Source organism: Phenylobacterium sp. (genome assembly GCF_030651185.1).
In the GTDB taxonomy this organism is placed as follows: Bacteria; Pseudomonadota; Alphaproteobacteria; order Caulobacterales; family Caulobacteraceae; genus Phenylobacterium.
This window is the reverse complement of sequence record NZ_JAUSCJ010000024.1, coordinates 1-26,262: the sequence shown is the minus strand read 5'-3', so window position 1 is coordinate 26,262 and position 26,262 is coordinate 1. Positions and strand designations below refer to the sequence as shown.

Here is a 26,262-nt window from a genome sequence, read left to right as displayed (position 1 = left end):
AGCGCGCCTTCCAGGTCGAGATAGTTGGTCGGTTCGTCCAGCAACAGCAGGTCGGGCTCGGCGAACAGGGCCGCGGCCAGGGCCACGCGCATCCGCCAGCCGCCGGAGAACTCGGCCATCGGGCGGGCCAGGTCGGCGTGGGAGAAGCCCAGGCCCGAGAGGATTTCCGCCGCCCGGCTGGGGGCGCGGTCGGCGCCGATGTCGCTGAGCCGGGCGTAGATCTCCCCAAGGTGCTCGGGCTCGGCGGTGTCCAGGGAGGCCATCAGGGTCTCGCGCTCGACGTCGGCAGCCAGCACGGTGTCCATCAGCGACACCGGGGTGGCCGGGTGTTCCTGGTCCACCGAGGCGATGCGGGCGGCTTTGGGATAGCCGATCTCGCCGGAGCCCTGATGCAATTGCCCCAGGATCAGCTTGAACAGGGTGGACTTGCCCACCCCGTTGCGGCCCACCAGCCCCACCTTTGAGCCCACGGGCAGGCTGATGGTGGCCTCGTCGAAGAAACGACGGCCCCAGGAGTCGAAGACGAGTTCGTGGATCTGAAGCATGGGAGGCGAACTTACAAAGCAGGTTGAGAGAAAAGCGGCGCCGTACGGCCGCCGCGGATGTCGTCGCTCGCGGCGTTGACTAGGATCTGATCAACCGTCTCTCGATGACGCGGGCTCCATAACAGAGCTCGCCGCCGCAGTCGCGCGTAACCTGCCTTGGCGCTGTCACGTCGGGCGGCTATAAGCCCGCACCCTTGAGCGCGGACGGCCGCGCCACAGATACAAAGAACAAGCCAAAGACCATGACTGAACGCACCTTCTCGATCATCAAGCCGGACGCCACCAAGCGCAACCTGACTGGCAAGATCAACGCGGTGATCGAAGACGCGGGCCTGCGCATCGTCGCCCAGCGCCGGATCAAGATGACGCAAGACCAAGCCAAGAAGTTCTACGAAGTCCACGCCGAGCGTCCCTTCTACGGTGAACTCGTCGAGACCATGATCTCGGCCCCCGTGGTCGTGCAGGTCCTGGAAGGCGACAACGCCATGGCCCGCTATCGCGAAGTCATGGGCGCCACCAACCCCGAGCAGGCCGCCGAGGGCACCATCCGCAAGCTGTTCGCCCTGAACGTCGGCGAGAACTCGGTGCACGGTTCCGACAGCGTCGAGAACGCCGCGATCGAGATCGCCCAGTTCTTCAAGGACGAAGACATCGTTGGCTAAGCGAACGGTCCGCTAGCGGACCTCGCGTCACCGTTTCCAAGGAGCCCTCCATGCGCTAGCTGAGGCTGGTCGCAGGGAGGGCTTTTTCGTGGGCGCAGCAGCGGGTGAAACCTTCCCAGAAATCCGCGAGGCGGTGCGCCGGCTCTGCGCGCAGTTCCCCGGCGCCTATTGGCGCACCCTGGACCGCGACCGCATCTATCCCACCGAGTTCGTCACGGCGCTGACGGAGGCCGGGTTCCTGTCGGTGCTGATCCCCGAGGCCTATGGCGGGTCGGGCCTGGGCCTGGCGGCGGCCACGGCGGTGCTGGAGGAGATCCACCGCTCGGGCTGCAACGGCGGCGCCTGTCACGCCCAGATGTACACCATGGGCGCCCTGCTGCGGCACGGCAGCGAGGCCCAGAAGCAGGCCTATCTCCCGAAGATCGCCAGCGGTGACCTGCGGCTGCAGGCCTTCGGCGTCACCGAGCCCACGGCCGGCACCGACACCACCCGAATCTCCACCTTCGCCCGGCGCGAAGGGGACAAGTACGTCGTCAACGGTCAGAAGCTGTGGATCAGCCGCGCCGAGCACTCCGACCTGATGATCCTGCTGTGCCGGACCACGGCCCGCGAGGACGCCGCCAAGCCGACCGCCGGGATGAGCGTGCTGCTGGTGGACATGCGGCAGGCGGTGGGGCGCGGCCTGACCATCAATCCGGTCCGCACCATGCTGAACCACGCCACCACGGAGCTGTTCTTCGACAATCTGGAGGTGCCGGTGGCCAATCTGATCGGCGAGGAAGGCAAGGGCTTCGGCTACATCCTGGACGGCATGAACGCCGAGCGGATCCTGATCGCTGCGGAGTGCATCGGCGACGCCAAGTTCTTCATCGACCGGGCCAGCGCCTACGCCACCGAGCGGGAAGTGTTCGGCCGGCCCATCGGCCAGAACCAGGGGGTGCAGTTCCCCATCGCCCGGGCCTATGTCCAGATGACCGCGGCCTCGCTGATGGTGGACAAGGCCGCAACGATGTTCGACTCGGGCGAGCCCTGCGGGACCGAGGCCAACATGGCCAAGATGGTCGCCTCCGAAGCCTCATGGTTCGCCGCCGACACCTGCCTGCAGACCCACGGTGGCTTCGGCTTCGCCGAGGAGTACGACATCGAGCGCAAGTTCCGCGAGACGCGGCTGTATCAGGTGGCGCCGATCTCCACGAACCTGATCCTGAGCCACGTGGGCACCCACGTGCTCGGCATGCCGAAGTCATTCTGATGTACGATCTGCTCAAGGGCCTGAGGGTGGTGGAGGGCTCGGCCTTCGTGGCGGGGCCGACCTGCGGGCTGTACCTGGCCCAGATGGGCGCCCAGGTGATCCGGTTCGACAATATCGGCGGCGGGCCGGACTTCCGGCGCTGGCCGCTCTCGCCCGGCGGCGACAGCCTCTACTGGGAGGGGCTGAACAAGGGAAAGATGTCCGTCGCCCTGGACCTGGCCCGTCCCGAGGGCCGCGAGCTGGCCCAGCGCCTGGCCGCCGCGCCCGGCGAGGACGGGGGGCTGTTCGTCACCAACTTCCCGGTGGACGGCTTTCTCTCCTACGAGAAGCTCAGCGCGATCCGGCCCGACCTGATCTGCGTGAGGGTCATGGGCTGGGCCGACGGGTCGCAGGGCATGGACTACACGATCAACTCGGCCCTGGGCCTGCCGCTGATGACCGGGCCGGTGGGGGACGAGCGGCCGGTGAACCACGTACTGGCGGCCTGGGACCTGCTGACCGGGGCCTATTGCGCCTTTTCCCTGGTCTCGGCCCTGCTGGCCCGGATGCGCGGGCAGGGTGGCCGCGAGATCCGCGCGCCGCTGTCGGACATCGGGGCCGCCACCATGGCCAATCTGGGCTTCACCGCCGAGACCCTGCTGGCCGGCCACCAGCGGCCGCGCATGGGCAACGACATCTACGGCGCCTTCGGCCGCGACTTCACCACCAAGGACGGTCAGAAGCTGATGCTGCTGGCCATCACCCCCAAGCAGTGGAGCAAGGCCCTGGAGACCCTGGGGATCGTGGCCGAGGCCGCCGCCGTGGAGGCCGAACTCGGGGTCTCCTTCGCCACCGACGAGGGCTTGAGGTTCACCCATCGCGCCCGGCTCTATCCGCTGTTCGAGCGCGCCTTCGCCGCCCGGACGGCGGCCGAGCTTACGCCCGCCTTCGACGCCGGCGGGGTGACCTGGGGGGCCTATCAGACCCTCGAGGCGGCGCTGGAGGATCCGCGCCTCTTCAAGGCCAATCCGGTATTCCAGGATGTGGCGCACCCCAGCGGGCTGAGCTATCCGGCGCCCGGCGCCATGGCCACCATCCCGCAGGACCCGCGTGGCGACGTGCGGCCGGCGCCGAAACTGGGCCAGCATACCGACGAGGTGCTGGCCGAGGTTCTGAAGATGTCGGACGGCGAGATCGCCCGGCTGCATGATGCGAAGATCGTCGCCGGACCGGAGGGCAAATGAACCAGACCATCGCTGTCGAGGAAACCGGGCCGGGCCTGTTGGTGGTCACCCTGTCGCGGCCCGAGGCGGCCAATTCGCTGAACACCGCCATGGGCCGCGAGCTGCTGGCCCTATGGATGCGCATCGCCGACGACGAGAATGTGCGCGCCGTGATCCTGACCGGGGCGGGACGGTTCTTCTGCGCCGGCGCCGACCTGAAGGAACGTGACGGCATGTCCGATGCGGCCTGGGGCGAGCAGCATCGGATGTTTGAGGACATGATCCGCGCCCAGCTGGCCTGTCCCTTCCCGGTGATCGCGGCGGTGAACGGCGCAGCCATGGGGGGCGGGGCGGAGATGGCCTTGGCCTGCGACTTCGCCTGGGCGTCGGAGACGGCAAGGATCGGCCTGCCGGAGGCGGGGCTGGGGATCATTCCGGGTCTTGGCGGCACTCAGCTGCTGACCCGGGCCGTCGGCGAGCGGCGCGCCTCCGAACTGCTGATGTCTGGCGCGCCCATCGATGCGGCCGAGGCTCTGGCCGTCGGGATCGTCAACCGGGTCTGCGCGCCAGAAGAGCTGCTGCCGAAGGTGCTGGAGCGCGCCGCCCTGATCGCCTCGAAGGCCCCGCTGTCGGTGCGGGCCCTGAAGCGGGTGGTGCGGGGTGGGGCGGTGCTGCCACTGGACGAGGCGATGGCCCTTGAGCTCGACGCCTACAACCATCTGTTCACGACTGAAGATCGGCGAGAGGGTGTGGCGGCCTTCAACCAGAAGCGGCCGCCGACCTTCCGGGGCGTCTAGCGCGCCCCGGGGCGGTGGATCTGGCTGTCCCTCAGGAAGGGCGAGTGGAGCCGTTCGTAGCCGGGAATGTCCGACCCGCTGACCAGGGCGTCAATCAGCGCCGACCCGCTCAGTCCGCAGGGTGGCGAACCGCCCTTCATGGCCTGCCAGAGGTCGCGCGCCTCCTGGTCGATATGTTGTTCGCGGGTCATTTCGTCCTCAATCTCAGGTGAGGGTAAGCCGTGGGATTGAAGGCGGTTCCGAAAAAATTCCTATCTTTACCGTAACTTGACGTTAACTTGGCGATTGTGTGGCCAGATGTTGGCCTCAGGCTGCGGCCAGTTCCCCGCAAACGAAGGCGTCCTCGCCGGCCGCCAGCAGGCCCTCCAGCACCGCGGGCGCGTCATCGGGCGCCACGATCAGGATCAGGCCGACGCCGCAGTTGAACGTGCGGCGCAGTTCATGGTCGGAGACGCCGCCCACCTCCTGCATCCAGGCGAACACCGGGGGCAGGGCCCAGGCGTTCCAGTCGAACTTCGCTTCCAGGCCGGGCGCGATGGCGCGGGGCGGGTTCTCGATCAGGCCGCCGCCGGTGATGTGGGCGCAGCCCTTGATATGGCCGGCCTTGATCTGCGGCAGGACGCTCTTGATGTAGATGCGGGTGGGGGCCATCAGCGCCTGCGCCAGGGTCTTGCCCTGCTCGAAGGGGGCCGGGGCGTCCCAGGCCAGGCCTGAGCGCTCGACGATACGGCGCACCAGGGAATAGCCGTTGGAATGCGGGCCGCTGGAGGCCAGGCCAATGATCAGGTCGCCGGCCTGCTGGTCGTCCAGGCGCGGCAGCACCGCGCCGCGCTCGACGGCGCCCACCGAGAATCCGGCCAGGTCATAGTCGCCTTCGCCGTACATGCCTGGCATTTCTGCGGTCTCGCCGCCCACCAGGGCCGCGCCGGCCTGGCGGCAGCCCTCGGCGATGCCGCCCACCACGCGGGTGGCTTCCTCGACGTTCAGCTTGCCGGTGGCGAAGTAGTCCAGGAACAGCAGGGGCTCGGCGCCCTGGGCCAGCAGGTCGTTGACGCACATGGCCACCAGGTCGATGCCGACTGTGTCGTGCATGCCGGTGTCGATGGCCACCTTCAGCTTGGTGCCGACGCCATCGGTAGTGGAGACCAGCAGGGGATCGGCGTAGCCGGCCGCCTTCAGATCGAACAAGGCGCCGAACCCGCCCAGCGCGGCGTCCGCACCGGGGCGGCGCGTGGCCTTGGCCAGGGGCTTGATGGCCTCGATCAGGGCATTGCCCGCGTCGATGTCGACACCGGCTTGAGCATAGGTGAGGCCGTTCGGGCGGTCGGTCATGGAGAAATAGGCCTCAAGAAATTCGCCGCCGGGGTTGCAGACTCGGGCGTGCGCGGGGCTATAGCTAATTGATGACGCCGATTACAACCACCGCCGAACTGGCGGCGTACTGTGACAAAATCAAAGGCCAGCCTTTCGTCGCCGTGGACACCGAGTTCATGCGCGAGACCACCTACTGGCCCAAGCTCTGTCTGATCCAGGCCGCCGCCCCCAACGCCGAGTGCGTTATTGACCCCCTGGCCGAGGGCCTGGACCTGGAGCCGTTCCTGGAAATCCTCCGGGACGAGAGCATCGAGAAGGTGTTCCACGCCGCCCGCCAGGATGTTGAAATCTTCAACAATCTCAAAGCGATGCCCAAGCCTCTGTTCGACACCCAGGTGGCGGGCATGGCGGCGGGTTATGGCGAGCAGATCGCCTATGACGCCCTGGTGCGCCAGATGCTGAAGATCGAGTTGGACAAGTCCAGCCGCTTCACTGACTGGGCGCGGCGGCCGCTTTCCGAGGCCCAGCTGACCTATGCCTTGGCCGACGTGACGCACCTGGCGGCGCTCTATCCCATGCTCAAGGCGCGGCTGGAAAAAGAAGGCCGGCTGGCCTGGGTGCACGACGAGATGCAGAATCTCTGCGATCCCGCCGTCTACGACGTGGAGCCTGAGAACGCCTGGAAGCGGCTCAAGCCGCGCCGCCACACCTCGAAATACTTGGCGGTCTACAAGGCCGTCGCCGCCTGGCGCGAGCGCACAGCGCAGCAGCGCGACCAGCCGCGCGGCCGCATCCTGAAGGACGAGGCCATCGACGAGCTGGCGACCCAGGCGCCGACCGATGCGGCCTCCATCGATCGGATGCGTTCGGTGCCCAAGGGCTTCTCGGGCTCGCGGTTCGGGCCAGATCTGCTGGACGCCATCAAGGAAGCGCTCAAGGACCCCGACGCCTACGCCCCGGTCATCGAGCGCAGCAAGATCTCCGCCTCGCCCGCCGCCGGCGCCGTGGTGGAACTGCTCAAGGTGCTGCTGAAGGCCCGCGCCGAAGACTCCGGCGTGGCGTCAAAGCTGATCGCTACGGTCTCGGACCTCGAACAGATCGCCAATGACGACAACGCCAAGACCCCAGCCCTGGTGGGCTGGCGTCGCGAGGCGTTCGGCGAGGACGCCCTGAAGCTGAAGCGCGGCGAACTGGCCCTGGTGCTGGACGGCACGCGGGTGCGGGTGGTCGAGGTGCGGCGCGCGCCCAAGGCCAGCGCGGCCGAATAATGCTGCGCCTGCTCCTCAACCTCCTCTGGTTCGTGCTGGGCGGGTTCGTCTCAGGGCTGCTGTGGCTGCTGTCGGGGGTGTTGCTGGCCATCACCATCGTCGGTCTGCCCTGGGCCTTCGCCGCCTTCCGCATCGCCGGGTTCAGCGCCTGGCCCTTCGGGCGGCAGGTGGTGTCGCGTGATCTGCACACCGGCCGCGAGGATCTGGGCACCGGGCCGTTGGGCTTTGTGATGAATGTGGTGTGGTTCGTTCTGGGCGGTTGGTATCTGGCCCTGAGCCATCTGGTCATGGCCCTTGGTCTGGCCGTGACCATCATCGGCATCCCGTTCGCCCTGCAGCACGTGAAACTGGCCCTGATCTCGCTCGCGCCGGTCGGCAAACAGGTCGTCGAGGTTTAACGCGCCGCCGACCTCCAACGGTGTCATCCCGGAAAGCGCGTAGCGCTTGTCCGGGACCCATGCGCGCGGGGCTCGCCGGATGAATCGGCGCCTATCGGTCCCGGTCTTCCGCCGCGCGAGAACCGGGATGACACGAGAGTATGTCCCCAGCGGACGCACAGCTTATCCCCAGGCCATCCACAACCCATCCACAGGCTGGGCAGCCGCGACTACAGCCCGACTTCGCTGGGCGAGGCCTCGTTGATCAGCGGCTCGCCGGCCAGGAAGCGCTTCAGGTTGTCGACGAACAGCTGGTCGCCGCGGGCCGCGGTGCCCTGGCCCGAGTTGGAGGTGTGGGCGCTGATCCGCACCTTGGGGTGGTCCCACATCCAGCTGTCGGCGGGCAGGGGCTCGGCCTTGAAGACGTCCAGAACCGCATGGCCCGGCCTGTCGGCGTCCAGGCCGCGCTGGAGCGCGTCCTCGTCCACCAGGCCGCCGCGACCGATATTGATCAGGATGGCGCCCGGCTTCATGGCGGCGAAGAAGGCGTCGTTGGCCATGTCACGGGTGTCGTCGTTCAGGGCGCAGGCCAGGACGACGACATCGCTCTGCGGCAGCGCCTGGGTCAGGCCCGCCAGGGTGATGGTGGCGTCGGCCATCTCCGCCGGCTTGTCGCTGTGGCGGACCACCGTCAGGTGCACGCCGAAGGCCTTGGCCCGCCGCGCGATCTCCGTGCCGATGGCGCCGGCTCCCACCAGGGTCCAGCGGGTCTGGCTGACCTCCCGATACGGCGTCGACTTCCATTCCCTCTTCGCCTGCAAGTCGCGTTGGACGGCGATCGGCGCGATGAGGGCGAGGGCGTGGGCCAGGACATATTCGGCGATGGCCACGGCTTGGGCGTTGCTCTTGGAGAGCCGCACCCCCTTGGCCATCACCGACTTGAAGATCGGCGCGTCGATGCCGGCGTTGAAGGTTTGCATCCACTGGGTCTTGGAGCCCTTGAGAATCCGGCCCATCAGGGCCGGCAGCAGGCCGCCGCCATAGGCGTCCAGGGTGGTCCAGACGATCTCGGGATCGACCTCCTCGGCGCTGATCTCCTGCCCCCCGCGCTGGAAGCGCTCCGGGCCCGCCAGGGTGATGATGTCCAGATCGCCCGCGAAGGGCGCGATGCGGGCCTTCACCCGCTCATAGGCGGCGGCGGAGAGCAGAAGCTGCATGATCAGGCCAATTCGAGTTTGAGTTTCAGCGCCTGAGCCAGGGTGGCGGCGCGTTTTGCGGTCTGCTCTCCCAGCAGCATGTCGCGCCAGGCGGGCTCGGCGCTCAAGGTCAGCTGGCCGCCATCGATCACCAGACTGGCATGGGGCAGCAGGGTGGCGTTGCGGCCCGAGAGATCGCAGCCCAGGCGCACGGCGGCGCCCAGGGCGCGGGCCCGCTGGCGGCGTTCCACGGTCAGCACCTTGGCGATGGTGTCCGGCTCCGGCGTCGTCGGCGCGCTTGAATGGCGGGCGAAGGCGACGCAGGCCAGGAAGGCGCGCTCGGCATGGGTCATGCCGGCGATCGGTGCGCGCAGCACCTGATCGAAGGCCAGGTCGGCCCGATGGTCGGGGTGCAGGCGTGCGCCGAGGTCGGCCAGGCGGCAGGCCGCCGCGGTCAGCACCCGGTCGCGCTCCCCAAACACCGGCGGCAGCTTGGCGAAGGCCCGGGTCAGCCAGGTTTCCAGGGCGAGGCCCAGGTCCTGGGAGAGGCCCCGCACCGCGGTGAGCGCCTCGCAGCCCTCAATCAGGGGATCCCGGGCGCGCTCGTCGGGCGACATGGCCTCCAACAGCAGGCCCTCGCGCAGGCCGTAGGCGGAGATCACCACCTTTTCGACGCTCAGCCGCTCGATCAGGGCGTCCAGCACCAGGGCGGAATAGGGCAGGGTGTCGAACCGCTTCTTGGACAGGCCCTGGATGCGTTCCAGGGAGCCGCGCGACTGCTTGGCCACAAAGCGGGCGACGTCCTGAGCGTCGGCGCGGGTCATCTCGTACTGGTGGGCCACCCGCAGAGGGTAGTCGGCCATCACCATGTGCAGCAGGGCGAGGTTCCGCCACGCGCCGCCGACGGCCTGAAACTGGCGGGTGGCGAAGCGTTCGCCCATCGGCGCCAGCGCGGTGTCAATTCGCTTGCGGGTCTTGTCCACCTCCAGCGGGCGCGGCGCGCCCAGCGAGAAGGGGCCGAGCGCCAGGGTGACGCCGTCACCGGACTGACCGTCCTTGAGCCGGATCAGCTCCAGGCTGGAGCCGCCGAGATCGCCCACCACGCCCTGGGCGTCGGGCTGTCCGGCGATCACGCCGAGGGCGGCATACCGCGCCTCTTCCTCGCCGGTGAGGATACGGACCCGCAGACCGGTCTCAGCCTGCACGCGGGCCAGGAACGCCCCGCCGTCGACGGCGTCACGGGCCGCGGCGGTGGCGACCACCATGATTTCCGAGGCGTTCAGCCCATCCAGCACGGCGCGGAAGCGGCGCATGGCCGCTATGGCGGTCTCGATGCCTTCGGGCGACAGCCGTCCGGTGGCGGGCAGGTCGCGGCCAAGACCCGCCAGGGCCTTTTCGTTGAACACGGTCCAGATCGCCCGGCCTTCCAGCCGGTAGATGACGAGCCTTACGGAGTTCGAACCCAGGTCGATGACGGCGGCCTGGCGACCGGGTGAGCTATCCGTGCGTGGCCACATGATCGATCGCGCGCGGCATGTCCTTCACCTTCTGCCCCCGGCCTGACAGGCTGGGATTGGTCATGAAGTACTCGTGCGCAGAGAAGGCGCCCGGGTGGTCCCACGACGGATCGCGGGTATAGCGGCCCTCGCCGTCCAGCGTCCAGCTTTGCGCTTCGTCTTTCAGGTTGGCGACCATGATCTGCTGCAGCACCTGCTGGTGCACTGTGGGGTTCTCCACCGGGGTCAGGCACTCCACCCGTCGGTCCAGGTTACGCGGCATCCAGTCGGCCGAGGAGATGAAGACCCGGGTCTCCGCCGAGGGCATGGGGGCGCCATTGGCGAAGGCCACGATGCGGGAGTGCTCCAGGAAGCGGCCGACGATGGACTTGACCCGGATGTTCTCCGAAAGGCCCGCCACGCCGGGGCGCAGGCAGCAGATGCCGCGCACCACCAGGTCGATGGAAACCCCGGCCTGGCTGGCTTCATACAGGCAGTCGATCAGAACGGGATCGACCACCGAGTTGAGCTTGGCCCAGATGGCCGCGGGCTTGCCGGCGCGCGCGTTGGCGACCTCACGACCGATCAGGGTCAGCAGGTCATGCTTCATGGTGATCGGCGAGAAGGACAGCTTCTCCAGTCGGTCCGGCGTGGCGTAGCCGGTGATGTAGTTGAACAGCCGCGCGCTATCGCGGCCCAGGGCCGGGTCGGTGGTGAACAGCGACAGGTCGGTATAGATGCGGGCGGTGACCGGGTGGTAGTTGCCGGTGCCGAAGTGGCAGTAGGTGCGAAGGTTGTCGCCCTCCTTGCGGACCACCATCGAGAGCTTGGCGTGGGTCTTGTACTCCACGAAGCCGAAGACGACGTGGACCCCGGCGCGTTCCAGGTCGCGCGCCCATTTCAGGTTCGCCTCCTCGTCAAAGCGGGCCTTGATTTCCACCAGGGCGGTGACGTTCTTGCCGTTCTCTGCGGCCTCGATCAGGGCCGCGACGATGGGGCTGTCGGAGGATGTCCGGTAGAGGGTCTGCTTGATGGCCAGCACATTGGGGTCGCGGGCCGCCTGACGCAGGAACTGCACCACCACGTCGAAGCTCTCGAAGGGGTGGTGAACCAGAATGTCCTTCTCGCGGATCGCGGCGAAGCAGTCGCCGGCATGGTCGCGGATGCGCTCGGGGAAGCGAGGCTCGAAGGCTTTGAACTTCAGGTCCGAACGGTCTGGCGGAATCAGCTGGGAAAGTTCGTCTAGGCCCAGCAGGCCGTCGATCATCAGGATGTCGTCCTGCTGAGCGTGGAGGTTGTTGACGATGAAGACCCGAAGCTCCTCGGGCATGGCCTGTTCGATCTCGACCCGCACGACCGAGCCCAGGCGGCGCTGTTTGAGGCGGGCCTCGAACTCCCGCATCAGGTCCTCGGCCTCTTCCTCGATCTCGATGTCGCTGTCGCGGATCAGGCGGAAGACGCCCTGGGCCTCGATCTCGCAGTCGGGGAACAGGTGGTCGAGGAAGAGGGAGACCATGTTCTCCAGCGAAATGAAGCGGCGCTCGGGTTTGCGGCGGCGCGACGGGGTGGCGGGCAGGGTCCAGAACCGGGCGACCTGGGCCGGGATGGGGACCAGGGCGTAAAGCAGGCGGCCGTCGGACTGGCGGCGCAGCTTCAGCGCCAGGGAGAAGGCCAGGTTCGGAATGAAGGGGAAGGGGTGGGCCGGGTCGATGGCCAGCGGGGTGAGAACCGGGAACAGGCGGCTGACGAAGGTGTCCTCTAGAGCCGCCTTCTCGGCGGCCGTGACATCCTGGGGCCCGACCACGTGCAGGCCCTCGCCGGTCAGTTCCTCGCAAAGCTCCCGCCAGCGGGTCTGCTGGCCGCCCATCAGGTCGGCGGCCTCGGTATTGACCCGTTCCAGCTGTTCGGCCGGAGTCAGGCCATCCTGGCTGACCACCCGGACGCCTTCGCGGACCTGGGCCTTCAGGCCGGCCACGCGGACCATGTAGAATTCGTCGAGGTTGTTGGCCGAGATCGACAGGAAACGCAGGCGTTCCAGCAGCGGGTGGCGGGCGTTCTGGCTCTCGCCCAGCACCCGCCTGTTGAAGGCCAGCCAGGACAGTTCCCGGTTGAAGAACCGGGCCGGCGAGGCCAGCAGCTCGGCGTCAACGCTCAGGGGGCCGCGCCCGATTTCGACACCGTCGGATCGCAGGGGCGCGGCATAGGGCATGGGCAGGCTTTCCGAGGTTGGCGATCGGACCTGTTCTGATCCAACCGACTTGAGGCTTCAAGTCATCCGTCGAAAAGATCAAGATTGTCCGTATCATCTTCAAGAATCTGTCGCGCCAGGGCGCGGGAAATGGGCCGCTGTTCCTCGTCGGCCGCCTCGTCCAGCTTCCTGACGATTTCGCGGGCCGCCGGGATCGACCTTTCCATCCGCCGCAGCAGATAGGGGAAAACATCCTTGGGCGGGCGAATGCTCCGTTCCCGGAAGAATTTTCTCAACACACCTTCCAGCACCTCGTCGTCCGGCTCCTCGATCAGGGCGACGGGCAGGGCGTTGAGGCGGGACCGCAGGTCGGGAAGCTCAGCGGGCCAAGCGGCCGGCGCCAGCCGGGCCGTGAGCAGCAGGCTGCCCCCGTCATGGCCGGCCATGTTGATCAGGTGGAACAGGGTCTCGGCGTCCATCCCCTGGTCGACGTCCTCCACCAGCACCGGGCGGCCGTTGGCGGCCGAGACATCGGTTGCGCCCCGATCCAGGACCAGGGCGCCGGCCAGGGCGGCCCAGCCTTGGGCCAGGTGGGTCTTGCCGATCCCCTCGGCGCCCACCAGCACCAGGCAACCGCCATGCCAGGCGGGCCAGGCGTCCAGGGTCGCGATGGCCTGGGCGTTCGAGGGGCCCAGGCAGAGGTCGCGGCGCGCATAGGATACGGGCCGCCTGAGGCTCAGGCGCAGCTGTCGCACTATGCGGCTCGTGGGGCGGCGGACGTCACGGGGCAGGGTTTACCAACCTCGCCCCCTGAGGTCGATGAAGGCGCGCGTCGCGCCTGGGGACCAAAGGCGCCGGCCTGTTGACGGCCGGGCGCCGCGTGGCGGGGCAATCGGGCGCCTGTCTGTGCGGCGATCCAGCTATTCCTCAGTGAAGAGACCAGCTTGACCACTTGCCGCTGTTTCCGGCCGGGACAGTAGGCGAGCCTAATCCCACACCAAGAACGGTGAGCTGGGGATAGCTCGATGAACATTCTGAATCTGCGCCGCGTGGCGCTGTTGTCCGGCGCGGCCATGGCCGCGGTGCTGAGCGCGCCGACCTGGGCGCTGGCCCAGGCGTCGGGCACGGTGGAGGAACTGGTGGTGACCGGCAGCCGGGTGTCGGAGGCCTCGGTGGCCATCGGCACCGACCAGGCCACGGCCACCGTCGCCATCACCCGGGAGGCCCTCTTGTCCGCGCCCGCCGGGGTGACCGGCCTGAAGATGCTGGAGTCCCTGCCGGGCTTCAACGTCCAGGCCAACGACGCCTTGGGCATGTACGAATTCGGCAACTCGGTCTCGGTGCGGGCCTTCAATTTCCAGCAGATCGGCTTCCTGCTGGACAACATCCCCATGGGCCGCAGCGACCAGTTCGGCGGCAGCCCCATCTATCGCTATGTGGACAACGAGAACCTCCTGCGGGTGACCGCATCGGCCGGCTCCGGCGATGTCAGCCTGCCGAGTTACGCCTCGCTCGGCCCGATCGTCAGCTACCTCACCCAGGTTCCGGACGAGGAATTCGGCGGCGTGCTGAGCCAGAGCCTGGGCAGCGACAACCTGCGCCGCACCTTCGCCCGCATCGACCTCGGCGAGCACGCGGGCCTGTCGGGCTATGTCAGCGGCTCCTGGATCCACGGCGATCTCTGGCGCGGCCCGGGCGACATCGATCGCACCCACTACGAGGCCAAACTGCGCTACGAGATCGGGGAAGGGGCGATCACCTTCCAGACGGTCCACAATGACTATTTCGACTACGACTCGCCGTCGATCACCAAGGCGCAGTATGCCGGAACCGCCGGCGACGTCTTCGGCCGATCGGGCCGCGGTTTCGCCTATCTCGGCTATGTGCCGGTGCTGCCGGTGACGGCCGCCGGGATCACCTACTCCAACACCGGCTACAACCAGTACTACAAGCAGGCCGTGAACAGCCGGCAGGACCATCTCTATGGCCTGACCTACGACACCCCGATCGGCGAGGCGGTGAAGCTGACGGTCGGCGCCTACTATGAGTCCAAGGAGGGCTACGGCGTTTCGCCGGAGGCCTATGCCACCTCGCTCACCAACTACAATAACGAGCGCCTGATTGTGCCGGGCCTGTTCGCGCCGCTGGGCCTGCAGTACGGCCTGTCGACGGTGGACGGCACGCGCCAGGGCGCGACCGGAAAGCTGACCTGGAGCTTCGCCAACCACGACATCTCGGCGGGCGTCTGGGTGGAGAACGACGAGTATCACCGCACCCAGCAGCGCTACAACCAGGTGGGCGGCAGCCCCGACGGTGCGCCGCTGCTGAGCCAGCCGGTCCACCTGCAGCGCAACTACGTCTCCACCCGCGACACGGTGGAGTTCTTCCTGAAGGACACCGTCAGCCTGTTCGATGACCGGCTGAAGATCGACCTGGGCTTCAAGAGCCTGAGCGTCGACTACAACATCGCCGGCTACCGCAATCCCGGCGACTTCATCGCACGCCGCCAACCCTCGATCTCCAAGACCTGGGAGGACAGCTTCCTGCCGCAGGTTGGCGCGGTGTTCGACGTCAACGGCCGCGACCAGATCTTCGCGTCCTACTCCGAGAACATGGCCCTGCCGCGGGGCGCCGACGACATCTTCTCGGCCGCCAGCCCCCTGGCGCCCGGACCTGAGGCGGAAACCTCCACCAACTGGGAAATCGGCTATCGCGCCAACCGGCCGACCTTCAACGCCTCAGTCGTGGCCTACAAGACCACCTTCGAGAACCGGCTGCAGGCCTTCGCCTCGATCGTGCCGGGCTCCACGACGACCGAGACCTTCTCCCAGAATGTCGGCGCCGTGAACGCCCACGGGGCGGAATTCAGCGGCCAGTGGAAGCCGGAGTTCCTGGGCGGGAAGGTCTATTTCAACTCCAACCTGAGCTACAATATCGCCGAGTTCCAGGACAGCTTCCCGGGCTTCGCCATCGCCGGGAAGCGGGTGCCTGACTTCCCCGAATGGCTGTGGACCGGGGGCGTGACCCTTGAGCCCGTCGAGGGCGCGGTGATCAATGTCTCGGCGCGCCACATCAGCTCGCGCTTCACCAACTTCGTGAACACAGAGCAGACGGACGGCTACACGATCTACAACGCCTATGTGGACCTGGGCGACGGGTTCGGCGCGGGGCCGTTCGAGCAGATCAAGGCCCGGGTGAATATCGACAACATCCTGGACGAGGACTACCTGGGCACGGTCAACGCCACGACCAACACCCCGGCGAGCTTCCGGCCAGGACCGCGCCGCACCATCCAGTTCACGATCTCGGCGGAGTTCTAGCCTACGGCGAGGTTGTCCCGGGCCATGACCGCCCATGGTCCGGGATGAGCCGCCACAGAGCGCTGCCGGCGCGGGGTCAGACCTTCTCGGCGCCCCGATCACGGGCCGACATCAGGGACCAGCCTTCGGGGCGGAGCAGTTCGATGGGAGAGAAGCGGACCTTGTAGTCCATCTTCTCCGAGCCCCGGACCCAATAGCCCAGATAGACGTAGGGCATGTCGGTGAGGCTGGCCTGGACCAGATGGTCCAGGATCACGAAGGAACCCAGGCTGCGGCGCCCTTGGGTCGGATCGTAGAAGCTGTAGACCAGGGACAGGCCGTCGCTCATCAGGTCGACCAGGGCGCAGGCGATCAGATCGCCGGGGCCGCCGTCCCTTGAACGCAGCCGGTACTCGATGATGTGGGTGCGGACCGCGGTATCCTCGACCATGGCGACGTAGTCGGGCCAGGTCATCTCGGCCATGCCGCCATCGGCGTGGCGGGTCAGGAGGTAGCGCCGAAGCAGATCGAACTGCTCCATCGTGGCTTCGGCCTCCACCAGGTGGCGCTCGATGTCGTCGTTGCGCGCCATCGTCTTGCGCTCCGAGCGCGAGAAGATGTAGTCGGCGGCGGGAATCCGAGCCGAGACGCAGGCCGAGCAGGTCTCGCAGGCGGGGCGGTAGGCGATGTTCTGGGAGCGGCGGAAGCCGACCTGGGTCAGGGAGTCGTTGACTGTGGCGCCGTCTGACAGGGGCAGGTGGGCGAAGACCTTCCGCTCATGACGTTCCGGCAGATAGGGACAGGGGCTCGGCGCCGTCAGGAAAAACCTGAGTTGTCGGGTCGGAAAATGTTGCGTCACGGACTTGCGATCGCTCTCGAACCACTGCGTCGGTCCCGATTAGGCGTCATGCCGGTGGGTTGCGCAAGTGTTCCGAGAGTCACAGCCTAGAACCCATTATCCGGCGGCAGCACCGGGGCTTCCCGCAGCAGCACGATGGCGATGCGCCGGTTGCCGGGCAGGGTGGGATCGTCCGGGTACAGCGGTTCGGAATTGGCCTTGCCCGCCACCTGATAGACACGGTCCGGATCCACCCCGGTGGATTGCAGCAGCCGGCGCGAGGCGTCGGCCCGAGCCGAGGACAGCGCCCAGTCGCTGTCGGCCTTGCGCCCGTTCATGCTGGCTGAGGTGTGGCCGGAGATGCTGACCCGGTTGGGGAGCTGGTTGACGATCTTGCCCACGGCCCGCAGCAGCAGCTTGGCGCGGTCGTTGGGCTGGACCTGGCCTTCATTGAAGAGCGAGCGGCCCTCCTGATCCACCAACTGGATGCGCAATCCCTCGGGCGTCTGGTCGATGATGATGTTCTTCGAGAGCTCGGCGAGTTCCGGCATGTCCTGCAGCGACTGGCGCAGGGACTGGGCGGCAGACTGGAAGGCGGCTTCCTCCCGCTTCTCCAGCGCTTCCTTCATGGCCTCGCTGGAGGCCTGGGAATCGATCGCCTTGGCCGAGTCGCTGGCCTTGCCGTCGCTGGGGTTCTTCGATTCCGGGGACATTTCCTCGATGATCGCCATCGAGCCCGCGCCCTTGGCGCCGTCCTCCCCCAGGGCCGTGCCCGCCAGGATGCCGCCGGAGCCGGAGGTGGTCTCCGACACGCTGGCTGGGGCGAAATAGTCGGCGATGCCGCGCTTCTGTTCCGGGCTGGTGGTGTTGATCAGCCACATCAGCAGGAAGAAGGCCATCATCGCGGTCACGAAGTCGGCGTAGGCCACCTTCCAGGCGCCGCCATGGTGTCCATGGCCGCCGCCCTTCTTGATTTTCTTGATCAGGATAGGGGCTTCGCCGACAGCCATGATTCAAATCCAGTTAACGATGATTTCACGGCAGGGTGCGGTGAGGCTCGTTAAGATGGCGTTGAGTTTGTTGAGAAGGGCGTGGGCATGAAGGTCGTATTCGTAGGCTTGGGCGTGATGGGGTTCCCGATGGCCGGGCATCTGGCCAAGGCCGGCCACGACGTGGCCGTCTTCAACCGCAGCCCGGAGAAGGCCCAGCGCTGGGGCCAGGCCCATGCCGGACGGACGGGGGCGAGCGTCGCCGAGGCGTGCCAGGGGGCCGAAATCGCCTTCCTGTGCGTCGGCGACGACGATGACGTCCGCGGCGTCGTGTCCCAGGCCCTGCCGGCCCTGGCGGCGGGCGCGATCATCGTCGACCACACCACCACCTCGGCCAGGGTGGCCCGGGAGATGGCCGACCTTGCGGCCGAGGGCGGGCGCTTCTTCATCGACGCGCCGGTCTCGGGCGGCCAGGCGGGCGCCGAGAACGGCCAGCTTACCGTCATGTGCGGTGGGGACGCGGCGGCCTATGGCCGGGCCGAACCGGTGATCATGGCCTTCGCCAAGGCGGTGCGCCTGATGGGCGGCCCAGGGGCCGGGCAGCTGACCAAGATGGTCAACCAGATCGCTATCGCGGGCTTGGTGCAGGGCCTGGCCGAGGGCATGCACTTCGCCAAACGCGCGGGGCTCGACCCGCTGGAGGTCTATGAGGCCATCTCCAAGGGCGCGGCCCAGTCCTGGCAGATGGACAATCGCTGGAAGACCATGGCCGAGGGGAAATTCGACTTCGGCTTCGCCGTCGACTGGATGCGCAAGGACCTCGGCCTGGTGTTGGATGAGGCGGCAAGGAACGGGGCCAGGCTCGACGCCACCGCCCTGATCGACGGCTTCTATGGTGAGGTTCAGGAGATGGGAGGCCAACGCTGGGACACTTCGAGCCTGGTGGCGCGGCTCGAGACGCCGTGATGGAGATCCGCCGGGCGGCGCTGCCGCAGGATGCGGCGGGCATCGCCGCGATCGACACCGCCGTGCGGACCACCAATGTCCTGGTCGCAAGCGCCGGGCCGCAGGGCATCATCCTGCGCGCGACCCCGCAGACCGTGACCAAGCGCTTCGCCATCGACGATCTGTCCGCGCCGGACCGTCCCTGGACCACCGGCTGGGTGGCCGTGGATGACGCGCAGATCGTCGGATTCGCCGCCGTGGGCTTCCAGGCTTGGAACCGGCGGCTGGTGCTCTGGCACTTCTATGTCGATGCGGGCCGGCGTGGTCAGGGTCTGGGGCGACGTCTGATGGCGGCGGTGCTGGAGGAGGCCCACCTTGTGGACGCCCGCCACGTCTGGCTGGAGACCAGCAATCAGAACCCGCTGGGCGTCGCGGCCTATCAGGCCCTGGGGTTCACCCTGAGTGGCCTGGACCTGACCCTCTATGACGGCACGCCCTCGGAGGGCGAGTTCGCCCTTTTCTTGAGCCGGCCAGTCTGACACGGCGCGGTGGCGCCACGTCCCGACGGGTCGGCGTGCGCCGTCGGCCTGAGGGCTGGGATCGGCGGGCCTCGTCGGTCATGCTGATCACCTCTTCAGGATTCGTCGCCGCGCCGCGTTCGGGCGGCGCCGGGACGGTACGCCAGCGCAGGGAGGATGGGCGGTGTCGGTGATGGTGCTTGAGACTGAGCGGCTGTTCCTGCGGCAGCTGACCCCCGACGACGACGCCTTCATCCTGGAGCTGCTGAACGAGCCGGGGTTCCTGGAAAACATCGGCGACCGGCAGGTGCGCGACCTGGAGGGCGCCCGGCGCTACGTCGCCGATGGGCCGGCCGCCAGCTATGTCCAGCACGGCTTTGGCCTTTGGTGGGTGGGGCTCAAGGACACCGCCGAACCGGTCGGCATCTGCGGCCTGATCAAGCGGGACGCGCTGGATCATCCGGACATCGGCTACGCCTTCCTGGCGCGGTTCTCTGGCCGGGGGTTCGCGTCGGAGGCCGGCGCGGCGGTGCTCGACTACGGCCGCAGTGCGCTCGGCCTGGCGCGTATCGTCGCGATCACCAAGCCGGACAACGACGGTTCAATCCGGGTGCTGGAAAAGATCGGCCTGAAGTCTGACGGCATGGTCACACTGCCGGACCACGGCGGCGAGAGCCGCTACTTCGTCTCCGACCTCTAGATCACGATGCGCTCAGACGGAATCGTCTGAGCGTTGAGTTGTGATATAATTTCAAAGTTATAGAGCCGGATTCAGGCTTCGAGAGAAGCCATCCGGCTCTAGCGGGCCACCCAGCCGGAGGGCTCGCCGCCGGCGACTTCCACCACCTTGGTCTGCTTGTTCATGGCGCAGGCGTACTTTACCGGCACGCCGCCCTGGGCCTTGCCGGTGAGGACCGCCATCCCGAAATTCGGGCTGCCGAACGCCGAGACCGACACCGTCCAGGTCTTCACGCCGGAGTCCTTGGTCGCGGCCGCCTTGCAGCGGGTGGCGACCTCCTTCTGGAAATCGGCCCAGGCGTCGTCGGAACTGGCGGAGGCCGAGGCGGTCATGGTGAGGGCCAGGAAGCTGCCGGCAAGCGCGGCGCGGACGAGGGGCTGAGGCATGGTCGTCTCCGTGACAGGGGCTTTCTAGAACAGTCGAGGCAGGACCTGGGTTTCCAGGAGCGGCGCGAGGCGCACGGCGGGCGGGAGGGCCGGGTCGATCCACAGCAGTTCGGCGATTTCGGCCTGGGCCGAGACCTGGCCGTTTATCGTGGCGTGATAGATGGCGCCCTCAACCTGGGTGTCGGGCTCGTTGGCGGCGGGCGCGGTGAAGATGCCGAGCGCGCGGCTGTCCACCAGCACGCACCCCAGTTCCTCGGCCAACTCACGGGCCAGCGCCGTGGCGTCGTCCTCGCCGGGGTGGCGCTTGCCGCCCGGCAGCATGAAGGCGGTCGTTCCCTGTTTGCGCACGGTGAGCAGCCGCCCCTGCGCGTCCCGGATCACGCCGGCGACGATGCTGATCACCGGCTTGGTCACGCGCCCATCAGGCGGGCGGCCACGGGGGCGAAATAGGTGATGACCCCGGCCGCGCCCGCGCGCTTGAAGGCGCCGAGGCTCTCCAGGATGGCGCGTTCCTCGTCCAGCCAGCCGTTCTGCGTGGCCGCCTTGATCATCGCGTACTCGCCCGAAACCTGGAACGCGAAGGTCGGCATGGCGAAGGTCTCCACCACGCGCTGGACGATATCGAGATAGGGCATCCCCGGCTTGACCATGACCATGTCGGCGCCCTCGGCGATGTCGAGGGCGACCTCGCGCAGGGCCTCGTCGGAATTGGCGAAGTCCATCTGGTAGGTCTTCTTGTCCCCGGGGTTGTCCACCGATCCGGTCCCGAGCTTGCCCGAGCCGATCGCCTCACGGTAGGGGCCGTAGAAGGCCGAGGCGTACTTGGCGGCATAGGACATGATCATAACATCCTGAAGTCCCGCGCTTTCCAGCGCTCCTCTTAAGGCGCCGCAGCGACCGTCCATCATGTCGGAGGGCGCCAGGATGTCGGCGCCGGCCTCCGCCTGCATGATCCCCTGGCGCACCAGGGTCTCGATGGTGGGGTCGTTGAGAATGCGGCCATTCTCGATCAGGCCGTCGTGCCCGTGATCAGTGAAGGGGTCGAGCGCCACGTCGCACATGATGCCGACCTCGGGGGCGGCGTCCTTCATGGCCTTGACCGCCGTCGCCACCAGGCCGTTGGGATCGTGGGCCAAGCTGCCCGTGGCGTCCTTCTTGGCGCCGTCGATGTGGGGGAAGACGGCGATGGCCGGGATACCCAGCTTGCGGGCCTCGACGGCCGCCGCAGCGCAACCCTTCACCGACAGGCGCGAGACGCCGGGCATGGAGCCCACCGGGATGTCACCCTCGCCCTCGTGCACCACCATCGACCAGATCAGGTCGGCCGGGGTCAGCACGCTCTCGCGAACCAGACGGCGGACCCAGTCGGCCTGGCGCAGGCGGCGCAGGCGCAGGGCGGGGTAGGCGGCGAGATGGGCGTTTTTCATGGCCCGTTCTCTAGGCCGGGTGGGAGGTCAGGCCAATCCCTCGCGCCGAGACCAGGCGGATAAATCCGATCGCCGGCGCTGCGATCAGCCACAGTCCGGCCAGCAGCGACAGCACCACCGCGGCCACCAGCAGGCTGACGATCCGGCCGTCGATGACCATCCGGGAAAGGTCGATATTGATGGTGGAGAAGCCGTCCCAGCCATTGACCCGGGTGAACTCCAGCAGCTCGCCCACCCCGCTGATCAGGGCCCCGAGCCCGCAGGCGCCGGCGGCCATGGTCAGGGCGAAGGCCACCCAGAAGATTCTGATCTGGAAGTCGTGATGCGAGCGGATGGCGGCCGGCGCCTCGTCCCGCTGCGAGTAGGCGATGATCACCGCGATCAGGGCCGGGACGCCGGCGAAGAAGATGGCGGCGAACAGCAGCCCATAGGTCACCAGGGCGAGGTTTCTCGCGGCCTCCGGGCCGCGTCCCATCAACTGATCCGTCATGCCGCGACTCTCCCCGCGCCGTGTGCGCGTCGTTGACAGGTTGCGCCAGCGGAGCGAACTCCTCAAGCCAACCGCTTCGAGGCCAGCCAGACCATGGATTTCACCCTAGACGAAGACCAGCGCGCCATCGAGGACGTCGCCCGCGTCTTCGCGGCCGCCGAACTGGCGCCGCACGCGGCCCGCTGGGACGAAGACAAGTATTTTCCGGTGGATGTGCTGCGCAAGGCGGCCAGCCTCGGCTTCGCAGGCCTCTATGTGCGGGAGGATGTCGGCGGCTCGGCCCTGACCCGGCTGGACGCCTCGATCGTCTTCGAGCAGCTCAGCTATGGGGACGTGCCCACGGCGGCCTTCCTGTCGATCCACAACATGGTCTCGTGGATGATCGACCGGTTCGGATCCGAGGACCTGCGCCACCACTATCTGCCCAGGCTGACCAGCATGGAGCTCATCGCCTCCTATTGCCTGACCGAGCCCGGTTCGGGCTCGGACGCCGCGGCCCTGGCCACCACGGCGAAGAAGGACGGTGACGACTACGTCCTGACCGGCTCCAAGGCCTTCATCTCCGGGGCTGGAACCTCGGACATCTATCTGGTCATGGCGCGCACGGGCCCGGCCGGCGCCAAGGGGGTCTCGGCCTTTGTCGTGGAAAAGGATCAGCCCGGCGTCTCCTTCGGCGCCCAGGAACGCAAGATGGGCTGGAACGCCCAACCCACGGCCCAGGTGAACCTGGACGGCGTCCGCGTGCCCGAGGCCAACCGGCTGGGCGGGGAGGGGGAGGGCTTCCGCTTCGCCATGGCGGGACTGGACGGCGGGCGGATCAATATCGCGTCGTGCTCGCTTGGCGGAGCGCAACTCGCCCTGGATACGGCCCGGGACTACCTGCTGACCCGCAAGCAGTTTGGCCAGGCCCTGGCCGATTTCCAGGCCCTGCAGTTCCGCCTGGCGGACATGGCCACAGAGCTGGACGCCGCCCGGCTGATGGTGCGCCGGGCCGCCGCGGCGCTGGATGCGCGCGATCCCAAGGCCACCCAGTACTGCGCCATGGCCAAGCGGTTCGCCACTGACGTGGGTTTCGAGGTCGCCAACCAGGCCCTGCAACTGCATGGTGGCTACGGCTACCTGAAAGACTATCCGCTGGAACGGATCGTGCGCGACCTGCGGGTCCACCAGATCCTGGAAGGCACCAACGAGATCATGCGGGTGATCATCGCCCGGGAGCTGTTGCGTCAATGAGCGATGATGAAGTCCTGGTCCGCATCGAGGGGCGCGTCGGCCGCCTCACGCTCAACCGGCCACAGGCGCTGCACGCCCTGACCACCAACATGTGCGAAATCCTCACCACGGCCCTGCTGGCCTGGAAGGACGACCCGGCGGTGGATCTGGTGCTGCTGGACCACTCCGGCGAGCGGGGCTTCTGCGCCGGCGGCGACATCCGCATGCTGGCCGAGAGCGGGGCAGGCGACGGCAAGGCGGCCCGTGAGTTCTTCTTCAAGGAGTACCGCCTCAACCACCTGCTGTTCGGCTACGCCAAGCCGGTCGTGACCATCATGGATGGCGTCACCATGGGTGGCGGCGTCGGGCTGGCGGCGCCCTCCCAGTATCGTGTGGCCACCGAGCGGACCACCTTCGCCATGCCCGAGACCGGGATCGGCCTGTTCCCCGATGTGGGCGGCGGCTGGTTCCTGTCGCGCATGCCGGGCCATATCGGCCTGTGGCTGGCCCTGACCGGCGCCCGACTGAAGGCGGCCGACTGCGAACTGGTGGGGATCGCTACCGACTTCATCCCCAGCGACCAGATCGCGGCGTTCAAGGCGGCGCTGCTGGCCGATCCGGCGGCTGTCGAGACCCTGCTGACCCAGTTCGAGGGGGACGCCGGGCGCCCGCGGCTGGCCGAGCACCAGGACGAGATCGACCGGATCTTCGGTCTTCCCAGCGTCGAGGCGATCGTCGAGGCCCTGCAGCACGCCGACAGCGACTGGTCCGACGACCAGCTCAAGGCCCTGGCCTCGAAGTCGCCCCAGACCCTGAAGGTGGCCTTCCGGCAACTGGCCCTGGGCGGCAAGGCCGCGAGCTTCGCCGACAACATGGAGATGGAATACCGGATCGGATCGCGCGTCGTTCAACGGCACGACTTCATCGAGGGTGTCCGCGCCGTCATCGTCGAGAAGGACAATGCGCCGAATTGGCGCCCCGAGACCCTGGAAGGAGTCACCGAGGCCATGCTGGATGACATCTTCGCGCCCCTGCCTTCCGATCAAGCCTGGTCGCCTCTAACTGGACTGTAACGAGACGCGTCGGGCCGCCGAATGGTATCCCGACAGATAATCCTTGGGAGGAAACCGATGACACGCAATCTGATGCTGGCCGCCGTGGCGACGCTGGCGCTTTCGAGCGGAATGGCCCAGGCCGCGCCGGCCAAGGAGGTTGTCGCCGCCGTCGCCGACGCGGGCCGTCCGGAAGCCGACACCAAACGCGACGCTGATCGCAAGCCCGCCGAGATGCTGGAGTTCGCCGGCGTGAAGGCCGGCCAGACCGTGGCGGATTTCCTGCCGGGCGGTGGCTACTTCACCCGCATATTCGCCAAGGCGGTCGGCCCTCAAGGTGTGGTCTATGCGGTGATCAACGCCCCGCCGCCGAACCCCGCGCCGGACGCCAAGCCCAACCCGATCGTGGCGGTGGCCGCCAGCTATCCCAACATCAAGGTGGTGCAGGCCAGCTTCCAGACCCTGGCCCTGCCGACCCAGGCCGACGTGATCTGGACCGCGCAGAACTATCATGACCTGCACCTGGCCCGCTTCAACCTGGACGTGGCGGCCGTGAACAAGGCTGTCTATGCGGCCCTGAAGCCCGGCGGCGTCTACGTCGTGCTGGACCACGCCGCCCTGCCGGGCGCCCCGCTGGACACCGCCGACAAGCTGCACCGCATCGACCCGGCCATCGTGAAGGCCGAGCTGGCCGCGGCGGGCTTCAAGTACGAGGGTGAGAGCACCCTGCTGCGCAACACCACCGACGACCACACCAAGGGCGTCTTCGACCCGACCCTGCGCGGCCATACCGACCAGTTCATCTACAAGTTCCGTAAACCCAAGTAAGGAGTGCCGCGCCCATGACGAGGATCGCGTTCATCGGTCTGGGAAACATGGGCGGCGGCATGGCCGCCAGCCAGGCGAAGGCGGGCCACGCGGTCGCGGCCTTCGACCTGTCGGCCCAGGCGCTGGAAAAGGCCGTGGCGGCGGGTTGCCGCGCGGCCGGCTCAGCCGCCGAGGCCGTCTCCGACGCCGAGGTGGTGATCAGCATGTTGCCGGCCGGCCCCCATGTGCGGTCGGTCTATGCGAACGACGTGCTGGCCAGGGCGCCCCGGAGCGCCCTGTTGATCGACTGCTCCACGATCGATGTGGAAAGCGCCCGGGCCGTGGCCGCCGACGCCAAGGCGCGGGGGTTTCGCTTCGCCGACGCGCCTGTGTCCGGGGGCACGGCGGCGGCCGAGAGCGGGACGCTGGCCTTCATGGTGGGCTGTGACGAGACCGATTTCACCGCTGTCGAACAGGCCCTGGAGCCCATGGCCCGCGCGGTGATCCGGGCCGGCGACCACGGGGCGGGGCAGGCGGCCAAGATCTGCAACAACATGGTGCTCGGCATCTCGATGATCGGGGTGTGCGAGGCCTTCGCGCTCGCCGAGAAGCTGGGCCTGGATCCCGACCGATTCTTCGAGATCGCCACCAAGTCGTCAGGCCAGTGCTGGTCGTTGTCGAACTACAGCCCTTGGCCGGGCCAGGTGCCGGCCGCGCCCTCGAACCGGGACTACGAAGGGGGCTTCGCCACGGCCATGATGCTGAAGGACCTGAAGCTGGCCCAGGAGGCCGCCGCCAAATCCGGCGCCGCCGCGCCGCTGGGCGCCCAGGCCGAAGGGATGTACGCATTGTTCGACCGCCTCGGCGGCGGGGACAAGGATTTCTCGGCGATTCTCGAACTGTTCCGGGGCCAGTGGCCCCCGAACAGGTGATCGTCGTTCACGAAACCTGCGCCGAGGGTCACGAAATGTGCGCCGTCGTGACATGACGGATTGTAGACAAGGGAGCCGGGCGGCGCGATAAGCCCGGCGAAGCAAGGGGACCGGTCGCGGCGCGAGATCGTCGAACGCGTGGCCGGAATTCAAGTCGATGGATTACAAGGCCGCGTTCAGCACCGCTCTCGAGCAGATCCATGCCGAGGGACGTTACCGGGTCTTCGCCGACCTGAAGCGTCACCGTGGAGCGTTTCCGCGTGCGACCTGGACGCGGGATGACGGCGCCTCGTCGGAGGTGATCGTCTGGTGCTCCAACGACTATCTGGGC

General features: G+C 67.7%; 27 protein-coding genes and 1 pseudogene. 15 read left to right on the top strand and 13 right to left on the bottom strand.

Annotation, left to right across the window (positions count from 1 at the left end; genetic code table 11):
* On the bottom strand, window positions 1-545 hold a 545-nt coding region (locus Q7J39_RS12320; RefSeq protein WP_304825189.1), incomplete at its 3' end, for an ATP-binding cassette domain-containing protein.
* A 242-nt stretch (window positions 546-787) separates the two neighbouring features.
* Between Q7J39_RS12320 and ndk the strand changes: the two genes are divergently transcribed.
* The 4 genes from ndk (at window position 788) to Q7J39_RS12300 (ending at window position 4,458) form a co-directional block, all read left to right on the top strand.
* Window positions 788-1,207, top strand: a complete 420-nt coding sequence (ndk, locus tag Q7J39_RS12315; protein ID WP_304825186.1) for a nucleoside-diphosphate kinase — start codon at window positions 788-790, stop codon at window positions 1,205-1,207.
* 88 nt (window positions 1,208-1,295) lie between these two features.
* Window positions 1,296-2,459, top strand: coding sequence for an acyl-CoA dehydrogenase family protein (locus Q7J39_RS12310; protein WP_304825183.1), 1,164 nt, complete (start codon window positions 1,296-1,298; stop codon window positions 2,457-2,459).
* Window positions 2,459-3,682: a CoA transferase gene (locus Q7J39_RS12305; RefSeq protein WP_304825180.1), complete on the top strand. Its 1,224-nt coding sequence runs from the start codon at window positions 2,459-2,461 to the stop codon at window positions 3,680-3,682. Before Q7J39_RS12310 ends, Q7J39_RS12305 begins: the two co-directional genes overlap by 1 nt.
* Window positions 3,679-4,458: an enoyl-CoA hydratase/isomerase family protein gene (locus tag Q7J39_RS12300; RefSeq protein WP_304825177.1), complete on the top strand. Its 780-nt coding sequence runs from the start codon at window positions 3,679-3,681 to the stop codon at window positions 4,456-4,458. Before Q7J39_RS12305 ends, Q7J39_RS12300 begins: the two co-directional genes overlap by 4 nt.
* Here Q7J39_RS12300 and Q7J39_RS12295 read toward each other — a convergent pair.
* Both Q7J39_RS12295 and purM read right to left on the bottom strand, forming a co-directional pair.
* On the bottom strand, window positions 4,455-4,649 hold the full coding sequence (locus tag Q7J39_RS12295) for a hypothetical protein (protein WP_304825173.1): 195 nt from the start codon (window positions 4,647-4,649) through the stop codon (window positions 4,455-4,457). The genes Q7J39_RS12300 and Q7J39_RS12295 overlap by 4 nt on opposite strands.
* Before the next feature lie 115 nt (window positions 4,650-4,764).
* Window positions 4,765-5,790 (bottom strand): phosphoribosylformylglycinamidine cyclo-ligase, encoded by a 1,026-nt coding sequence (purM, locus tag Q7J39_RS12290; RefSeq protein ID WP_304825170.1) that lies wholly within the window; start codon window positions 5,788-5,790, stop codon window positions 4,765-4,767.
* A gap of 71 nt (window positions 5,791-5,861) precedes the next feature.
* Here purM and rnd point away from each other — a divergent pair, with 71 nt between their 5' ends.
* Both rnd and Q7J39_RS12280 read left to right on the top strand, forming a co-directional pair.
* Window positions 5,862-7,040 carry a ribonuclease D gene (rnd, locus tag Q7J39_RS12285; protein WP_304825167.1) on the top strand — a complete coding sequence of 393 codons (1,179 nt, stop codon included), beginning with the start codon at window positions 5,862-5,864 and terminating at the stop codon, window positions 7,038-7,040.
* Window positions 7,040-7,438, top strand: coding sequence for a YccF domain-containing protein (locus tag Q7J39_RS12280; protein ID WP_304825164.1), 399 nt, complete (start codon window positions 7,040-7,042; stop codon window positions 7,436-7,438). The genes rnd and Q7J39_RS12280 overlap by 1 nt, the downstream gene beginning before the upstream one ends.
* Before the next feature lie 209 nt (window positions 7,439-7,647).
* On the opposite strand, the gene Q7J39_RS12275 is transcribed toward Q7J39_RS12280, so the two are convergent.
* The 4 genes from Q7J39_RS12275 to Q7J39_RS12260 all read right to left on the bottom strand — a co-directional run bounded on the left by Q7J39_RS12275 (window position 7,648) and on the right by Q7J39_RS12260 (window position 13,052).
* A complete protein-coding gene (locus Q7J39_RS12275; RefSeq protein ID WP_304825161.1) occupies window positions 7,648-8,634 on the bottom strand; it encodes a D-2-hydroxyacid dehydrogenase in 987 nt (328 codons plus the stop codon).
* 2 nt (window positions 8,635-8,636) lie between these two features.
* Window positions 8,637-10,130 (bottom strand): Ppx/GppA phosphatase family protein, encoded by a 1,494-nt coding sequence (locus Q7J39_RS12270; RefSeq protein WP_304825157.1) that lies wholly within the window; start codon window positions 10,128-10,130, stop codon window positions 8,637-8,639.
* Window positions 10,111-12,318, bottom strand: coding sequence for an RNA degradosome polyphosphate kinase (locus Q7J39_RS12265; protein ID WP_304825153.1), 2,208 nt, complete (start codon window positions 12,316-12,318; stop codon window positions 10,111-10,113). Before Q7J39_RS12265 ends, Q7J39_RS12270 begins: the two co-directional genes overlap by 20 nt.
* A 62-nt stretch (window positions 12,319-12,380) precedes the next feature.
* Window positions 12,381-13,052: a chromosomal replication initiator DnaA gene (locus Q7J39_RS12260; protein WP_304825150.1), complete on the bottom strand. Its 672-nt coding sequence runs from the start codon at window positions 13,050-13,052 to the stop codon at window positions 12,381-12,383.
* Window positions 13,053-13,322: 270 nt separating this feature from the next.
* On the opposite strand from Q7J39_RS12260, the gene Q7J39_RS12255 reads away from it, so the two are divergent.
* On the top strand, window positions 13,323-15,617 hold the full coding sequence (locus tag Q7J39_RS12255; protein ID WP_370690054.1) for a TonB-dependent receptor domain-containing protein: 2,295 nt from the start codon (window positions 13,323-13,325) through the stop codon (window positions 15,615-15,617).
* Window positions 15,618-15,693: 76 nt separating this feature from the next.
* Here the strand turns inward: Q7J39_RS12255 and Q7J39_RS12250 are convergent, their stop codons facing one another.
* Window positions 15,694-16,455, bottom strand: coding sequence for an arginyltransferase (locus Q7J39_RS12250; RefSeq protein ID WP_304825142.1), 762 nt, complete (start codon window positions 16,453-16,455; stop codon window positions 15,694-15,696).
* Window positions 16,456-16,541: 86 nt separating this feature from the next.
* The gene (locus tag Q7J39_RS12245) at window positions 16,542-17,444 is read right to left on the bottom strand and encodes a flagellar motor protein MotB (RefSeq protein WP_304825133.1); all 903 of its coding nucleotides are present in this window, start codon (window positions 17,442-17,444) and stop codon (window positions 16,542-16,544) included.
* An 87-nt stretch (window positions 17,445-17,531) separates the two neighbouring features.
* Here Q7J39_RS12245 and Q7J39_RS12240 point away from each other — a divergent pair, with 87 nt between their 5' ends.
* From Q7J39_RS12240 to Q7J39_RS12230, 3 genes are all read left to right on the top strand, one after another.
* The gene (locus Q7J39_RS12240) at window positions 17,532-18,389 is read left to right on the top strand and encodes an NAD(P)-dependent oxidoreductase (RefSeq protein WP_304825125.1); all 858 of its coding nucleotides are present in this window, start codon (window positions 17,532-17,534) and stop codon (window positions 18,387-18,389) included.
* Complete coding sequence (locus Q7J39_RS12235) at window positions 18,389-18,907, top strand: GNAT family N-acetyltransferase (protein WP_304825115.1); 519 nt, start codon at window positions 18,389-18,391, stop codon at window positions 18,905-18,907. The genes Q7J39_RS12240 and Q7J39_RS12235 overlap by 1 nt, the downstream gene beginning before the upstream one ends.
* Before the next feature lie 172 nt (window positions 18,908-19,079).
* Window positions 19,080-19,586 carry a GNAT family N-acetyltransferase gene (locus Q7J39_RS12230; protein WP_304825105.1) on the top strand — a complete coding sequence of 169 codons (507 nt, stop codon included), beginning with the start codon at window positions 19,080-19,082 and terminating at the stop codon, window positions 19,584-19,586.
* A 98-nt stretch (window positions 19,587-19,684) separates the two neighbouring features.
* Here the strand turns inward: Q7J39_RS12230 and Q7J39_RS12225 are convergent, their stop codons facing one another.
* From Q7J39_RS12225 to Q7J39_RS12210, 4 genes are read right to left on the bottom strand one after another with little or no spacing between them, the layout of a single operon-like run.
* Window positions 19,685-20,011, bottom strand: coding sequence for a hypothetical protein (locus Q7J39_RS12225; protein WP_304825098.1), 327 nt, complete (start codon window positions 20,009-20,011; stop codon window positions 19,685-19,687).
* Window positions 20,012-20,035: 24 nt separating this feature from the next.
* The gene (locus tag Q7J39_RS12220) at window positions 20,036-20,425 is read right to left on the bottom strand and encodes an NUDIX domain-containing protein (RefSeq protein WP_304825093.1); all 390 of its coding nucleotides are present in this window, start codon (window positions 20,423-20,425) and stop codon (window positions 20,036-20,038) included.
* Window positions 20,422-21,438, bottom strand: coding sequence for a porphobilinogen synthase (hemB, locus tag Q7J39_RS12215; protein WP_304825090.1), 1,017 nt, complete (start codon window positions 21,436-21,438; stop codon window positions 20,422-20,424). Before hemB ends, Q7J39_RS12220 begins: the two co-directional genes overlap by 4 nt.
* A 10-nt stretch (window positions 21,439-21,448) precedes the next feature.
* Window positions 21,449-21,928: a hypothetical protein gene (locus Q7J39_RS12210; protein ID WP_304825083.1), complete on the bottom strand. Its 480-nt coding sequence runs from the start codon at window positions 21,926-21,928 to the stop codon at window positions 21,449-21,451.
* Window positions 21,929-22,021: 93 nt separating this feature from the next.
* Between Q7J39_RS12210 and Q7J39_RS12205 the strand changes: the two genes are divergently transcribed.
* The 5 genes and pseudogenes from Q7J39_RS12205 to Q7J39_RS12185 form a co-directional block, all read left to right on the top strand.
* Window positions 22,022-23,161 carry an acyl-CoA dehydrogenase family protein gene (locus tag Q7J39_RS12205; RefSeq protein WP_304825079.1) on the top strand — a complete coding sequence of 380 codons (1,140 nt, stop codon included), beginning with the start codon at window positions 22,022-22,024 and terminating at the stop codon, window positions 23,159-23,161.
* Window positions 23,158-24,213 (top strand): enoyl-CoA hydratase/isomerase family protein, encoded by a 1,056-nt coding sequence (locus Q7J39_RS12200; protein ID WP_304825076.1) that lies wholly within the window; start codon window positions 23,158-23,160, stop codon window positions 24,211-24,213. Before Q7J39_RS12205 ends, Q7J39_RS12200 begins: the two co-directional genes overlap by 4 nt.
* 57 nt (window positions 24,214-24,270) lie before the next feature.
* Window positions 24,271-25,020, top strand: coding sequence for a class I SAM-dependent methyltransferase (locus tag Q7J39_RS12195; protein ID WP_304825073.1), 750 nt, complete (start codon window positions 24,271-24,273; stop codon window positions 25,018-25,020).
* Window positions 25,021-25,034: 14 nt separating this feature from the next.
* The gene (gene mmsB / locus Q7J39_RS12190; protein ID WP_304825070.1) at window positions 25,035-25,931 is read left to right on the top strand and encodes a 3-hydroxyisobutyrate dehydrogenase; all 897 of its coding nucleotides are present in this window, start codon (window positions 25,035-25,037) and stop codon (window positions 25,929-25,931) included.
* 157 nt (window positions 25,932-26,088) lie between these two features.
* Window positions 26,089-26,262 (top strand): annotated as a pseudogene (locus Q7J39_RS12185) (5-aminolevulinate synthase); the annotation flags it as partial.